The following is a 13,770-nucleotide window of genomic DNA, read 5'->3' as shown; positions in this document are numbered from 1 at the left end:
GCCACAATGCCCTCATGCGACGAAGCCTCGTGAACGACCCCGACGACCTGGTCGTCGAGGCCCTGGAGGGCCTCGCGCTCGCACATCCGACCCTGGTCCGGTACGACGCGGAGCACGGCTTCGTCGCCCGGGCGACCCCGGCACGCGACAAGGTCGGGCTGGTCTCGGGCGGCGGTTCGGGCCACGAGCCGCTGCACGCGGGGTTCGTGGGGCACGGCATGCTCGACGTCGCGGTCCCGGGCGCGGTCTTCGCGAGCCCGACGGCGCTCCAGCTGTACGACGCGACGCGTGCGGCCGACGCCGGACGCGGGGTCCTGCACATCGTCAAGAACTACACCGGCGACGTCATCAACTTCACCGTCGCGCGCGAGCTGGCCGACGAGGACGACGACATCGCGACCGAGGTGGTCCTCGTCGACGACGACCTCGCGACCGAGGCCGACGACGACGATCCCGACGCTCCCGGTCGGCGGGGTACGGCGGCGGTGGTCGCCGTCGAGAAGATCTGCGGCGCGGCCGCCGAGGAGGGCGCCGACCTCGGCACCCTCGCCGAGCTCGGCCGGCGGGTCGCCGGCCGGGCCCGCAGCATGGCGTTCGCGATCGAGGCGGGCACCCACCCCGGGGACAGCCGGCCGGCCTTCGACCTCGAGGCCGACGAGGTCGAGCTCGGCGTCGGGATCCACGGCGAGCGCGGACGCTCGCGGGTGCCGTTCGGGCCCGCCGACGAGCTCGTCGCCCGGCTGGTCGACCCGCTGCTGGAGGCACTGCGACCGGCCCGCGGCAGCGGCGTCATCGCGATCGTGAACGGCCTGGGCTCGACCTACCCCCTCGAGCTGCGCGCGGCTGCCCGGGCGGTGCACCGCGGCGTGACCGGTCGGGGCGTGGGCGTCGACCGGTTCCTGGTCGGCAGCTACGTCACCTCGCTCGACATGCACGGCGTCTCCGTCACCCTCCTGCCCTCCGACGACGAGCTGCTGCGGCTGTGGGACGCACCCGTCCGCACTCCCGCCCTGACCTGGTGAGGCCCCGATGAACGCACGCGACACCGCACTCGACCCCGGCTTCGGCGAGCGCTGGACCAGGGCCATGATCACCGCCTTCGTCGCGGAGGCCGACCGCCTCGGCGAGCTCGACCGGCTGGCTGGCGACGGCGACTTCGGCCGCAACCTCACCTCGGCGTTCGGCCGGGTCTCGCAGGAGGTCGCCGCCGCCGACCCCACGACGTACGCCGCCTGGCTGACGTGCGTGTCCCGCGGCTTCCTCGGCACGGGAGGCACCAGCGGCCCGCTGTTCGGGATGTTCTTCCGCGAGCTGGCCCGGTGCGCGGACGGCGACGAACCCACCGTCGCCGAGCTCGGCCAGGGGCTGGCCGCCGGCCTGGCGACCGTGCAGCGCTACGGGAAGGCCGAGGTCGGCCACAAGACGATGGTCGACGCCCTCGCTCCGGCGGTCGATGCGCTGACGTCCTCCGGCGGCAGCCTGCGCGACGCCGCGGAGGCGGCCGACGAGGGTGCCCGGTCGACGGCCGAGATCATCGCCCGGCGGGGTCGGGCCAGCTACGTCGGCGAGGCCTCGCGCGGCGTGCTCGACCCCGGGGCCGTCGCGATGGCGATGGTCCTCGCGCTCGCCGCGGACGCAGCGGGATGACCCTCAGCCGGTCAGCGCGAACTCGACCCAGAGCGGGTAGTGGTCGCTGACCCGCCACGACAGCGCCGTCTTGGGCGTGCTCGGGTAGACGTGCGGCACGAAGTCGAAGTTGCCGGCCCGGCCGGTGAACTCGAGCCCGTGCAGCAGGCTGGTGACGGTCCCGGCGTCGTCGACCGTGGAGAACCACGCGATCTGGTCGTAGTGGTGCGGCTTCGTAGGACTGTCGAAGATCGTGCGGGGCAGCGTCGACAGCTGGCCCGGCGGGAAGAGGCCGGTGGAGACGAACGCCCGGTACATCGGTGTGCCGGGGCCCTCGAGGTTGAAGTCGCCCAGGACCAGCAGGTTCGAGCTCCAGTCGCGCGGCCGGTCCGCCCAGTCGCGCATCCAGTTCGCGAACGCGGTGACCTCCGGGATCCGCCGGGCGGGTGCGCCGTCCCAGACGACGTGCACGGTCGTGAGGATGACCTCCACGCCGTTGCGCATGAACGACGCGGCGTACGGCGTCCGTGCGAACTGCCGGACGGCCCGCCCCGCCTTCGGCGGGAGCACCACCTCCCCGACCAGCCCGGACGAGGCGACCCGGTTGGTGTCGAAGAGGAAGGTGAGCCGCTCGCCGTTCCCGCCGTCGCCCTCCGTCACGTCACTGCAGATGAACTCCCAGTCGGAGCCGAGCTCGGCGAGCACGGCGCGCAGGCCGCTGGTGTCGCGACGCACCTCCTGGACCGCGACGACGTCGAACCTCGAGATGACGGCCGCGATCAGCGCGGCCGCTCGCCGGTCCCGCTTCGGCGACGCGGTGTCCGGGGCGTCCCAGGAGTCGGTCAGCCCGGCGAGGGCGCGGATGTTCCACGACCCGACGAGCAGGTTGTCCGGCGTACGTCGTGGCACGACCTTGCTCGCCGCGGTCCGCAGGCGCTTGACCTCGGCGCGCACGGCCGCAGGCTTCTTCGCCGGCGAGGCGGTGTCGGGCACCTGACCACCAGAGCACCGGCAGCCGACGCGCGCCATAGGTCGTCTGGGCGGCGAAAATCGACGAAGCCGCCGGTCAGATGCCTGACCGGCGGCTCCATGTCCTGCGCGCCTGTAGGGATTCGAACCCCAAACCTTCTGATCCGTAGTCAGATGCTCTATCCGTTGAGCTACAGGCGCCCGTCACCACTCGTGCGAGCGACTGGACGAGGATAGCCGAATGCACCGAGGTACCCGAAATCAGGGGCGAGCGCTGCTGACCACACTCGCAGCGCTGACGATGCTGACGCTCGTCGGCTGCCAGGGCGACCAGGCGCCGCAGACGCCGTCGCCCAGTGTCGAGGCGTTCCCCGACCCACCGCAGGTGGCCGGGCCGCTGCGCGTGGAGCTCCGGCCGGCGCTGCGCGAGATGAGGGACGCGGAGAGCTACCGACCCTTGGGGGCGCCACGGGCGGCCGTCGTCGACGAGGTGGGCACCGCGCCGTCCGCCGACCACACCTCGTGGCAGACGACGGTCCGGTTCACGACGGGCTCCCGCGTCGTCATGCGGCAGGTGCGCGAGGAGGCAGCGGGTCTCGGCGGGGTCGTGCTGGTGACGGTCGGCGACACCGTCGTCATGGTCGCGACGCCGCCGGAGATCAGCCCCGGGCGGATCGTCCGCTTAGGTCTCGAAAAGGCCGAAGCGTGGTCCCTCGTGGACGCATTCGAATGACTCAGACCCGCTCAAAACAAGGGATGTGACGCTTCCCACGGAGCATTGATCGATCCAATGTGTGCGCGCCAGACTGCCCGGTACTGTCGCCCCATCTTGGAGCCGGAGAGGTCCCCGGCCCCGGGATGCACCGCCACTCGCCGACAACGACGCCGAGCGATCCACCACTACTCCACGACACACCGTCGATGCGCTCGACGGCCGGCGCCGCCACCTCCACCGGGCGGTCCGCGAATCGCGAGAGGGACGCAGCATGACCGCCACCCAGGCTCCTATCACCCACCCCACCACCCACCAGGGCATCGTCGACTTCGTCAACGAGGTCGCCGAGCTGACCCGGCCCGACCGGATCCAGTGGTGCACCGGCTCCGACGAGGAGTGGACCGAGCTCACCCAGACGCTGATGGCGACCGGGACGTTCACCCAGCTGAACCCGGCCATCAAGCCCAACTCGTTCTACGCCGCGTCCGACCCGATCGACGTCGCCCGCGTGGAGGACCGCACCTACATCTGCTCGGTCGACCCGCACGACGCCGGCCCCACGAACAACTGGATGGCGCCGGACGAGATGAAGGACCTCATGCGCGGGCTGTACGCCGGCTGCATGCGCGGCCGCACCATGTACGTCATCCCGTTCGTGATGGGCCACCTCGACGCCGAGAAGCCGATGTTCGGCATCGAGCTCACGGACTCGGCGTACGTCACCGCCTCGATGCGCGTGATGGCGCGGATGGGCAGCCACGTCCTCGAGCGGATGACCGAGCTGGACGCCGAGTTCGTCCCCGCCATCCACTCGGTCGGGCACCCGCTCGAGCCCGGCGAGGCCGACGTCGCGTGGCCCTGCAACGACACGAAGTACATCGTGCAGTTCCCCGAGGAGCGCGCGATCTGGTCCTTCGGCTCCGGGTACGGCGGCAACGCGCTGCTCGGCAAGAAGTGCTACGCGCTGCGCATCGCGTCGGTGATGGCCCGCGACGAGGGCTGGCTCGCCGAGCACATGCTGATCCTCAAGCTCACCTCGCCGCAGGGCGTCGTGAAGTACGTCGCCGCGGCCTTCCCGAGCGCCTGCGGCAAGACCAACCTGGCGATGCTCAAGCCGACCATCCCGGGCTGGAAGGTCGAGTCGATCGGCGACGACATCGCGTGGATGCGGATCGGCGCGGACGGCCGCCTGTGGGCGGTGAACCCGGAGTACGGCTTCTTCGGCGTCGCCCCCGGCACCAACGAGCACACCAACCCGCACGCGATGGCCACCATCAACAAGGGCAACTCCGTCTTCACGAACGTCGCGCTCACCGAGGACGGCGACATCTGGTGGGAGGGTCTCGAGAACCCGCCCGCCAAGGCGACGTCCTGGAAGGGCGAGGAGTGGACCCCGGAGTCGGACTTCGACTCCAGCCACCCCAACAGCCGCTACTGCACCCCGATCAAGCAGTGCGACATCCTGGCGCCCGAGTTCGACGACCCGCGGGGCGTGCCGATCGACGCGATCCTCTTCGGTGGTCGCCGCAAGACCACGGTCCCGCTGGTCTTCGAGGCTCGCGACTGGACGCACGGCACCTTCCTCGGTGCCACGCTCTCCTCCGAGACCACCGCCGCCGCGGTCGGCGCGGTGGGCGTCGTACGCCGCGACCCGATGGCGATGCTGCCGTTCATCGGCTACAACGCCGGCGACTACTTCAGCCACTGGATCAACGTCGGCAAGGACAACGACGCCGCCAAGCTGCCGAAGATCTTCTACGTCAACTGGTTCCGCCGCGACGACGAGGGCGGGTTCCTGTGGCCCGGCTTCGGCGAGAACAGCCGCGTGCTCAAGTGGGTCGTCGAGCGCATCGAGGGTCAGGCCGCCGCGGTCGAGACGCCGATCGGGCACGTGCCGACCCCGGACTCGCTCGACACCGAGGGCCTCGACATGTCGCGCGCCGCCCTCGAGGCCGCGCTGGCCGTCGACCCCGAGGAGTGGGCCGCCGAGATCCCGCAGATCCAGGAGTGGTTCGAGAAGTTCGGTGACGACCTGCCCGCCGTGCTCTGGACCGAGCTCGACGGTCTCCGCGCCCGCCTGGGCGGCTGACTGCGCGGCTGACCCGCCGCTCCGCCGTACCACCCTCACGAGGGCCCCGTCCGTCTGGACGGGGCCCTCGTGCTTGGTCGGCTGTGGGATCATCGGGCCACGGGGACGGCAAGGGGGACGACCAGGAGGGGATGTGGGGACACCCGACGCTGAAGGGCGCGCGCTCTTCGAGGCTGCGGGCACGCAGCTCTACGAAGAGATCCTCGCGTCCGGTGGCATCGTCGCCGGCGATCCGCGGATCGTCGCCGGGGGTGAGCTCCACGCAGCCTTCGAGCAGCTCGTCGACCTGGGCCTGGTCCGCCTCGACGCCGACCAGGAGTCCTGGGTCGCCGAGGACCCGGGGTTGGTCAACACCCGGGTCGTGGCACCGCTGAGCCAGCAGGGCGCGCATCTCCTGCAGGAGTCGCTGCGCTGGAGCGAGGCGCTCAGCGTGGTGAACCAGGCGTGGCGCAGGGCACCCGAGGCCTCGGAGAAGGGCCCGTTCCGCTACCTGCGCGGCGGAGACATCGGATCGTTCATCCAGTCCGTGGCGCCCGAGGCCGAGGAAGAGATCCTCACCGCGCAACCACAGAGCGGCCGCGGGGCCGGGGTGGACGAGGACGTCGTGGGGACCGAGCGGAGCCTCCTCGAGCGGGGCGTCCGCATCCTCACGCTCTACCAGCACAGCGCCCGCCGCAGCACGCCGACGCGAGAGTACGTCGCCGCGGTGACGCCGCTGGGCGCCGAGGTCCGGACCCAGGACGAGTTCTTCAACCGGATGATCGTGGTCGACCGCCGGATCGCGATCATCCCCTCTCCGGACGAGCTGTCCGTCGCGCTGGCGATCAGCGAGCCCACGGTCGTCGCCTACCTGGTCGACGTGTTCATGCGCTCCTGGGAACGGGCTAGACCGTTCACGAGCCAGGAGGCGTCGGTCGTCAAGCACATCGCCGACGAGCAGCGGGCGATGACCATGCGGATGCTGGTCGAGGGCCACTCCGACCCGGTCTCGGCCAAGCGGCTCGGCGTGAGCCCGCGGACCTACGCCGGCTACGTCGCCGACCTCAAGGACGAGTTCGACGCGGAGACCCGCTTCCAGCTCGGCTACTCGCTCGGACGGCTGGACGTCGCGTCCGGTGGCGCCGCCAGCAGGGACCCCGACCGCGACGCCTGAGACCGAAATTGATTGAGGGCAGTTGGTCGAGACCAACTGCCCTCAATCATGTGAGGCGGCTCTGGGGGAGAGCCACGGAGCCCGATCGGTGGGGGGGTTTGATCGGCTCCCGCCTCGACCCTCAGGCCGCTCAGCGGCGGACCGAGAAGTTCCAGCTGATGTCGGCGTTCGCCGGAGCGGAGATGCCGACCAGACCAATGCTGAGAGTCGCGGTGGCGACCACGACTGCGACCTTGCGCGCAAGCTTCATTTCGTTCACCTCTGACTTTGTCGGACCCCACGGTTGGCCCGGTGACACAAGTGTGGGCGATGGACGAGGGCTCTCTCACCCAAACCGTGCCTCAGAAATCTGCATTGCAACATCCTGCAATCTGCAGGGAAATGCACTGAACCATACGCCTGAAATCGGCTCCGGCCCCCGACACGCGCAGCGTGCAGGGGGCCGGATCACTGGCGGAGGCGGAGGGATTTGAACCCTCGATGGGGTTGTAGCCCCAAACCCGCTTAGCAGGCGGGCGCCATAGACCGGACTAGGCGACGCCTCCCGACAGCCAGGACAGGCTACAAGCACGCGGTCGCGGCTGCCGAATCAGGGCCCACCACGGGCAGGGTCAGGTGAGCGGCCGCAGACCCTGGCCCTTGCGGAGGTGTGCCTGGAGGTCGCGCGCGAACTGCTCGCGGTCCACGTCGAGCAGGGTGACCGGGATGGTGCTCGTGCGGCCGTCCGTCAGTCGGATGACGACGACCGGCAGCCCCTGGGGCGTCGCGGTGACCGCCTCCTGGACCTCGGGCCAGGAGGCCTCGTGCGCCCCCGCGCCGCGGACCATCCGGACCCGGTAGCCCGTGGCGTCCATCCGCACCACCGGGATCCGCCGGGTCACCAGGTGTCCGGCGACGAAGACCGCGGCGACCCCGACCACGGCGGCGACCAGCAGCACCAGGACGGACAGGCCCGCCAGCGCGACGACCAGGGTCAGCACGGCCAGCAGCACGGCGAGCACGACCAGCAGCCCGCCGACGATCCGGGCGGCGACCGCCGGCGCGAACCGGTACTGCGAGACCTCGGCGGACACATCGGGCATGCACTGATTGAACAAGACACCGGATTGGTGGCCCACAGCGGGTTGTCGTGAGCCGGATGCCGGGGCGACACTCGAAGTCCCTCACTCCTCCGGGCCACCGGGAGGCTGCCATGACCGTCACCGACACCGGGCTGCCGGCCGCGATGCAGAGCCTGAGCCTGGCCGTGGACGCCTACGGCGCCCCGGGGGTCTCCGTCGGCCAGTGGCGCTGGCGGGTCCGCCAGCAGATGGCCACCGTCCGCGACGCACTGGTCGCCGAGGCCGGCAACGGGGCCGACGGGTGGACCGTGGCCCGCCAGGGCGGGATGCTGCGCGAGCGCAACGCCCTCCTCGCCCGGGTGGGATCGCTCGGCTCCCGGGTCCTCGAGCACCCGGACCCCGACGCGGTGCACCTCGACGTCCAGCGCCTGCTCGTCGACGTCGGCCACCACGCGCAGCGGCTCCACGACCTCGCCTACGACGAGGTCGAGCTGGAGCTCGGCGGCTCCGAGTAGTCGCCGCCCCGCCTCTACACTGCTGCCGTGCGCGGGCTCCGGCCCGTGCGCGAGGAGGGGTGCCGGAGCGGCCGATCGGAACCGCCTTGAAAGCGGTCGTAGGGAGACCTACCGCGGGTTCGAATCCCGCCCCCTCTGCGCTGAGCTGCCCCAGCCTGAGCCTGCGAAGGCTGGGAAACAGCAGCCAGGTCGAGGAGCCGCGCGCCCGAGGAACGAGGGCGCGACCGGCGTACCGAGACCCGGTGAGCTGACGAGGAACAGTCAGCCCGCGACGACCTCGACGAGCACGTCGCCCTCCTGGACGACGTCGCCCGGCGCGACCTTGATGGCGCGCACGGTGCCCGGCGCCTCGACCAGGACCGGGATCTCCATCTTCATCGACTCGAGCAGCACCACGGTGTCGCCGGCGACCACCGGGTCGCCGGGCGAGACCGCGACCGTCAGCACGTTGGCCACCATCTCCGCGACGATCTCGGTCACCTGTTCACGCGCCATGCTGCGAACCTAGCCGTTACCGATCCGTACGCCGGTATCAGGGCGTACGCGCCCGGCTCCTCGGGAGCATGACCACCCTCCGCATCCGCATCGCGATCGCCACCCTCGGCGACGCGGACCTCCCGCAGCCCTACGTGTGCGAGGACCTCGACGCCGTGGTGCGCCTCGACGCCGACGTGTACGTCGGGTGCGGCGTCACCACCGGACGCCACCAGCAGGCGTGGTGGCGCAAGATGCGCGAGGCCGGGCTGGAGACCTACCACCGCCACGACGACGCGCCCGTCTCGACCCGGCTGCCGGTCCTGCACCCCTGGACCGCCGGGATCCGGCTCGGGCTCACGCCGGCGACCCAGGTGCTCGGACCGCGCTTCTCCGGCCGCCGTCTCGAGCGGTGCCGCAGCCGCGGGGTCACCAGCATCGTCGCCGGAGAGATCGGCGAACGGGCGCCGGCGTACCACCCCGACCAGGTCGTGGTCGCCCACGTCGGCGCCGTCGGCATCGTGGTCGTCCCCGCGCCCGACGTCGAGGTGACCCTGAGCGGCGAGCTCGGGGTGCCCATCACGGACCTGCACGGCGAGGTGCCGGTCTTCGCGGCCGACCTCGACCTGCGGCAGGGTCCGCTCAGAGGAGCGCGCGGGTACGCCGCGGCTCCGGACGCAGCGCCGTGGCCTCCTCGGCCCGTCGACCGCGACGTCCGCGTGGCCCGGTGAAGGCCAGGTCGAGCCGGATCACCACGAACCCGATGACCAGCCCGACGACTGCGCCGTAGGTCACCGCCAGGACGCTCTCGGTGAGCGTGACCGCCGGGTTGACCAGGGCGTTGGCGACCGGCGTGGTCGCGGCGACGCCGAACGCGCACACCCACCAGGCCTGCCGGCGACGGGCACGCATGTGCACGCCCCAGGCGAGCGCAGGGATGCCGAGGACGGTCTCCAGGGGTCGGGGGAAGGCGCCCAGGTGGTCGCGCGACCAGACGACGACGTCGAGCAGGCTGCTGACCAGGCCGGGGGTGCCGTAGCGCCGCAGCAGCTCGGCGTACGCGAGCGTCAGTGCGAGGACCCCGGTGCCGATGAGGACGATGACGATGCCGCGCCGGCCCAGGCCGTGCAGGCCCGCACCGAGGCGGTAGACCAGCGCGAAGACGCCGAGCAGGGCCAGGCCGAGCGTGACGTACTCGAAGCGGGCGACCTGGACGACGGGCTCGAACCCGACCACCGCGAGGGCGCCGACGGACGCCAGGACCAGGGCGACGACGACCTCGCGCACCGCCGAGACGAAGCGGACGGCCGGGACGGTCGCCATCACGGCGAAGACCGCCGACACCACGCAGGTGAGCACCGCGGCGCCGGTGCGCAGCGCGTCGTCGTCGCTCAGGACGGCGACCAGGCCGAGCACGAGGGCGAGCCCGCCGACGACGAGCGGGCGGCCACCGGTGCGGACCGCGAGCGCCCAGGAGTACGCCGTGGCCACCGTGACCGCGCCCGCCCCGCAGGCCCAGCCGGGGCCGACCTCGAGCAGGCAGCCGATCAGCGCCACCAGCCCGGCCAGGACGACCACGCACCAGAGGACGAACGGCCACCGCGACCGGGCGAACCGCTCCCGGCCGCTGAGCAGGCGCTCGGCGCCCTCGGTGGGCGGTGCGGCGGGTACGACGGCCGGCGACTCGGGCGGGGTCTCGACCGGGGTCGCGGGCGGTGTCGGCGCGACCTTGCGCGGCTTCGCCGCCTTCGGTGCCTTGGGGGGCTTCGGCGGCTTGGCGGCCCGGCGCTGCCGCCGCGGCGCCGGCTCGGCGCGACGACGGGGGGCGGACCTGGACACGGGGAGGAAGGTTACAGACGCCGGTTGGCCAGGGAGGGGTTGGTCCTGCGGGCCCGCTCCAGGACCGTGTGCTCCAGCACAGCGGTGAGGACCTCGGGTCCGTCGCCGCCCTCGGCGAGCACCTCGCCGAGCGGGTCGACGACGAGCGAGTGTCCGGTGTAGCGCGGGCCGGGCTGGCCGACGGCCACCACGAACGCGGTGTTCTCGATCGCCCGGGCACGCACCAGGGTGCGCCAGTGGTCGACCTTGTGCGGGCCCGCGACCCAGGCCGCCGGGATGACCAGCACCTCGGCGCCGGCGTCCACCAGGGCCCGCGCCAGCTCGGGGAAGCGCAGGTCGTAGCAGGTCATCAGGCCGACGCCGAAGCCCCCGAGGTCGAACACGACGGGCGCCAGCGGCCCCGCCGAGAGCCGGTCGGACTCGCGGTAGCCGAAGGAGTCGTAGAGGTGGATCTTGCGGTACGACGCCTCCACGGCGCCGCGCGCCACCAGCGTGTTGAAGGGGCGGTCCGGCTCCTCGCCCGGCTCGAACATCCCCGCGACGACGGTGGCGCCGCGCTCGTCCGCCACCCGGGCGACCTCGGTCGCGAACGGTCCGTCCAGCGGCTCGGCGTACGCGCTCACGTCGGAGCCGGCCTCGCCGAAGTCGCGGGCGAAGGCCTCGGGGAAGACGACCAGGTCGGCGTCCTGCGGCGCGAGGTCGTCGAGCAGGCCCCGGTTGGCCTCCGGCTCGAGACCGGAGGCGTGCTGGACGAGGGCGACGCGGAGCTGGGCCACGGTGCGAGACTGCCACACATGCCCTTCGCCGTGATCGTGCTGGCCGGAGGTCGTGCCTCGCGGCTCGGTGGCTCGGACAAGGCCTCGATCGAGCTCGACGGCCGGACCCTGCTCGAGCACGCGCTCGACGCACTGACCGACGCGGACGAGGTGGTCGTCGTCGGGGACCCGGTGCCGACCACGCGGCCGGTGACGTTCGTCCGCGAGAGCCCGCGGTACGGCGGCCCGGTCGCCGCGCTGCTCACGGGGCGCGACGCCCTGCTCCGCACCCCCACGACCCTCGGCCTCCTCGCCGTCGACATGCCCCGGGTCAGCGCCTGGACCTTCCGCCGGCTGCGCGACGCCGCGGTCGGCCACGACGGCGCGTTCCTCACCGACGGCGACGGCCGTCGTCAGCTCGCCGGCGTCGTCGCGCTCGACCGCCTGGACGGCGTACGACCCGACCACGAGGCGCAGCACGGCATGGCCCTGCGAGTACTGCTGGCCGACCTCGACCTCGCCCTGGTGCCGTCCGACGGGGACGAGGGTCGCGACGTCGACAGCTGGGCGGACCTGCGGGGGTTGCGAGAGGCGCCGTGATCGGGCGAATGTGGACCCCGTGAACCTGCACGACTGGATCGACGAGCTGTGCGACGTCCTCGACCTCGACACGGAGGTCGACGAAGGCCTGGTGCTGGACCTCGCGCGCGTGGCCGCGCACAACGTGGCACGGCCGGCGGCCCCGATCACGACGTACCTCCTCGGGTACGCCGCGGGTGTCCAGGACGCCGACCCCGACGAGGTCGAGGCGTTGGCCGCCCGGGCGCAGCGGCTCGCGGAGAGCTGGGACCGCCCGGCGGGCGCGCCCGACCCGGACGACATCAACGACGAGATCCCCGACGACCGCGCCGTCGACCACACCGGCGACGTGGCGGTTGACGACGAGGACGACGGGGACGACGAGGACGAGTGAGGCCCGGTCCCTAGGCTGGGCGGCATGCGCGCCGTCATCGCCACCGAGCCCGGTGGCCCCGAGGTCCTGACCGTCACCGAGATCGCCGACCCCGAGATCGGACCCGGCGAGGTGCTGCTCGACGTGGCGGCCGCCGGGCTGAACCGCGCCGACCTGCTCCAGCGGCAGGGCTTCTACCCACCGCCGCCGGGCGCGTCCGACGTCATCGGGATGGAGTGCAGCGGCACCGTCGCGGCGGTCGGGCCCGACGTCACCGGCTGGTCCGTGGGCGACCAGGCGTGCGCGCTGCTGGCCGGGGGCGGGTACGCCGAGCGCGTCGCCGTACCGGCCGGGCAGCTGATGCCGGTCCCCGACGGCGTCGACCTGGTCACCGCGGCCGCGATCCCGGAGGTCGCGGCGACGGTGTGGTCCAACGTGTTCATGGTCGCCGGGCTGCAGCCCCAGGAGACGCTGCTCGTGCACGGCGGCGCCGGCGGGATCGGGTCGTTCGCGATCCAGCTCGCGCACCAGCTCGGCTCGCGGGTGGTGACCACCGCGGGGAGCGCCGACAAGCTCGCGGCGTGCACGGCGCTGGGGGCGGACGTCGCGATCAACTACCGCGACCAGGACTTCGTCGAGGTCGTGGCCGAGCAGACCGACGGCGGCGTCGACGTCATCCTCGACAACATGGGCGCGAAGTACCTCGACCGCAACATCGACGCGCTGCGCACCCAGGGCCGGCTCGTGATCATCGGCATGCAGGGCGGCACCAAGGCCGAGCTCGACATCAACAAGCTGCTGCGCAAGCGCGGCGCGGTGATCGCGACCAACCTGCGCGGGCGTCCCGTCGAGGAGAAGTCGGCCATCTGCGCCTCCGTCGTCCAGCACGTCTGGCCGCTGGTCGCCGAGGGGCTCGTGCAGCCGATCGTCGGGCGGTCCTTCCCGCTCGCCGAGGCGGGCGCCGCGCACGCCTACATGGAGTCCGGCGACCACAGCGGGAAGATCCTGCTCACCGTCTGAGGGCCCCGGATACGGTGGACCCATGAGCGAGTCCGAGCAGGAGCAGCCCGAGCAGCAGGTCGTCGTCATCGGCCCGGACGGCCAGCCCGTCGCCGTACCCGCCTCCGCGGTGTCGGTCGTGCCCGAGCCCGACGACGCCGACTCGGACGGGATCACCGACCTGGTCGAGCAGCCGGCCAAGGTGATGCGGATCGGCGGGATGATCCGCCAGCTGCTCGAGGAGGTGCGCTCCGCGCCGCTCGACGAGGCCAGCCGGATCCGGCTCAAGGAGATCCACGCCGCCTCGATCAAGGAGCTCGAGACCGGGCTCGCGCCCGAGCTCGTCGAGGAGCTGGAGCGGTTGTCGCTGCCGTTCACCGACGACGCCGTTCCCACCGACGCGGAGCTGCGGATCGCCCAGGCCCAGCTCGTCGGCTGGCTCGAGGGCCTCTTCCACGGCATCCAGACCGCGATCTACGCCCAGCAGATGGCGGCGCGCGCGCAGTTCGAGCAGATGCGCCGCGGCCTGCCCCCCGGTGCCGGCAGCCAGCCCGGCCCCGGGGCGCCCGAGGGCGGCACCGCCGCCCCGGGTGACTCGGGCGGCATGTACCTCTGAGGGACGG

Annotated in this window: 16 protein-coding genes and 3 tRNA genes; 12 read left to right on the top strand and 7 right to left on the bottom strand. The window is 72.4% G+C overall.

Translation table 11 applies throughout. From position 1 onward, the window contains the following. The first annotated feature begins 14 nt into the window (after window positions 1-14). Entirely contained in the window at window positions 15-1,022 is a 1,008-nt protein-coding gene (locus ACFPYL_RS02015; protein ID WP_379149811.1) for a dihydroxyacetone kinase subunit DhaK, read from the top strand. Window positions 1,023-1,029: 7 nt separating this feature from the next. Next, window positions 1,030-1,647, top strand: a complete 618-nt coding sequence (gene dhaL, locus ACFPYL_RS02010) for a dihydroxyacetone kinase subunit DhaL (RefSeq protein WP_379149809.1) — start codon at window positions 1,030-1,032, stop codon at window positions 1,645-1,647. A gap of 3 nt (window positions 1,648-1,650) precedes the next feature. On the opposite strand, the gene ACFPYL_RS02005 is transcribed toward dhaL, so the two are convergent. Next, a complete protein-coding gene (locus tag ACFPYL_RS02005; protein WP_379149807.1) occupies window positions 1,651-2,619 on the bottom strand; it encodes an endonuclease/exonuclease/phosphatase family protein in 969 nt (322 codons plus the stop codon). A 104-nt stretch (window positions 2,620-2,723) separates the two neighbouring features. Beyond that, window positions 2,724-2,796 (bottom strand) — tRNA-Arg (locus ACFPYL_RS02000). Window positions 2,797-2,896: 100 nt separating this feature from the next. Here ACFPYL_RS02000 and ACFPYL_RS01995 point away from each other — a divergent pair. From ACFPYL_RS01995 to ACFPYL_RS01985, 3 genes are all read left to right on the top strand, one after another. Beyond that, window positions 2,897-3,328: a hypothetical protein gene (locus ACFPYL_RS01995; protein WP_379149805.1), complete on the top strand. Its 432-nt coding sequence runs from the start codon at window positions 2,897-2,899 to the stop codon at window positions 3,326-3,328. A 253-nt stretch (window positions 3,329-3,581) separates the two neighbouring features. Then, a complete protein-coding gene (locus ACFPYL_RS01990) occupies window positions 3,582-5,399 on the top strand; it encodes a phosphoenolpyruvate carboxykinase (GTP) (protein ID WP_379149803.1) in 1,818 nt (605 codons plus the stop codon). A gap of 133 nt (window positions 5,400-5,532) precedes the next feature. Continuing rightward, on the top strand, window positions 5,533-6,552 hold the full coding sequence (locus ACFPYL_RS01985) for a LuxR family transcriptional regulator (protein ID WP_379149801.1): 1,020 nt from the start codon (window positions 5,533-5,535) through the stop codon (window positions 6,550-6,552). Between the two features lie 451 nt (window positions 6,553-7,003). Here ACFPYL_RS01985 and ACFPYL_RS01980 read toward each other — a convergent pair. Beyond that, window positions 7,004-7,097: transfer RNA gene (locus ACFPYL_RS01980), tRNA-Ser, on the bottom strand. 66 nt (window positions 7,098-7,163) lie between these two features. After that, the gene (locus ACFPYL_RS01975) at window positions 7,164-7,634 is read right to left on the bottom strand and encodes a hypothetical protein (RefSeq protein WP_379149799.1); all 471 of its coding nucleotides are present in this window, start codon (window positions 7,632-7,634) and stop codon (window positions 7,164-7,166) included. A gap of 110 nt (window positions 7,635-7,744) precedes the next feature. Here ACFPYL_RS01975 and ACFPYL_RS01970 point away from each other — a divergent pair, with 110 nt between their 5' ends. Then, entirely contained in the window at window positions 7,745-8,128 is a 384-nt protein-coding gene (locus ACFPYL_RS01970; protein ID WP_379149797.1) for a hypothetical protein, read from the top strand. Between the two features lie 53 nt (window positions 8,129-8,181). Next, a tRNA-Ser gene (locus ACFPYL_RS01965) sits at window positions 8,182-8,266 on the top strand. A 123-nt stretch (window positions 8,267-8,389) separates the two neighbouring features. Here the strand turns inward: ACFPYL_RS01965 and ACFPYL_RS01960 are convergent. Next, window positions 8,390-8,623 (bottom strand): biotin/lipoyl-binding carrier protein, encoded by a 234-nt coding sequence (locus tag ACFPYL_RS01960; protein ID WP_379149795.1) that lies wholly within the window; start codon window positions 8,621-8,623, stop codon window positions 8,390-8,392. Between the two features lie 68 nt (window positions 8,624-8,691). Here ACFPYL_RS01960 and ACFPYL_RS01955 point away from each other — a divergent pair, with 68 nt between their 5' ends. Then, window positions 8,692-9,333, top strand: coding sequence for a hypothetical protein (locus tag ACFPYL_RS01955; protein WP_379149794.1), 642 nt, complete (start codon window positions 8,692-8,694; stop codon window positions 9,331-9,333). On the opposite strand, the gene ACFPYL_RS01950 is transcribed toward ACFPYL_RS01955, so the two are convergent. Together ACFPYL_RS01950 and ACFPYL_RS01945 are read right to left on the bottom strand one after the other, a co-directional pair. Then, window positions 9,245-10,441 (bottom strand): hypothetical protein, encoded by a 1,197-nt coding sequence (locus tag ACFPYL_RS01950; protein WP_379149792.1) that lies wholly within the window; start codon window positions 10,439-10,441, stop codon window positions 9,245-9,247. The genes ACFPYL_RS01955 and ACFPYL_RS01950 overlap by 89 nt on opposite strands. 11 nt (window positions 10,442-10,452) lie before the next feature. After that, window positions 10,453-11,217, bottom strand: a complete 765-nt coding sequence (locus ACFPYL_RS01945) for a carbon-nitrogen hydrolase family protein (protein ID WP_379149790.1) — start codon at window positions 11,215-11,217, stop codon at window positions 10,453-10,455. A gap of 18 nt (window positions 11,218-11,235) precedes the next feature. On the opposite strand from ACFPYL_RS01945, the gene mobA reads away from it, so the two are divergent. From mobA to ACFPYL_RS01925, 4 genes are read left to right on the top strand one after another with little or no spacing between them, the layout of a single operon-like run. Next, the gene (gene mobA, locus ACFPYL_RS01940) at window positions 11,236-11,796 is read left to right on the top strand and encodes a molybdenum cofactor guanylyltransferase (protein ID WP_379149788.1); all 561 of its coding nucleotides are present in this window, start codon (window positions 11,236-11,238) and stop codon (window positions 11,794-11,796) included. Window positions 11,797-11,815: 19 nt separating this feature from the next. Then, complete coding sequence (locus ACFPYL_RS01935) at window positions 11,816-12,169, top strand: DUF6457 domain-containing protein (protein WP_379149786.1); 354 nt, start codon at window positions 11,816-11,818, stop codon at window positions 12,167-12,169. Window positions 12,170-12,193: 24 nt separating this feature from the next. Next, window positions 12,194-13,168 (top strand): NAD(P)H-quinone oxidoreductase, encoded by a 975-nt coding sequence (locus tag ACFPYL_RS01930; protein ID WP_379149784.1) that lies wholly within the window; start codon window positions 12,194-12,196, stop codon window positions 13,166-13,168. A 22-nt stretch (window positions 13,169-13,190) separates the two neighbouring features. Further along, the gene (locus ACFPYL_RS01925) at window positions 13,191-13,763 is read left to right on the top strand and encodes a bacterial proteasome activator family protein (RefSeq protein WP_379149782.1); all 573 of its coding nucleotides are present in this window, start codon (window positions 13,191-13,193) and stop codon (window positions 13,761-13,763) included. Window positions 13,764-13,770 lie beyond the last annotated feature (7 nt).

Origin of the sequence: Nocardioides hankookensis, assembly GCF_042658885.1 — a bacterium.
Taxonomy (GTDB): domain Bacteria; phylum Actinomycetota; class Actinomycetes; order Propionibacteriales; family Nocardioidaceae; genus Nocardioides; species Nocardioides hankookensis.
This window is presented reverse-complemented; position numbering and strand designations above follow the sequence as displayed.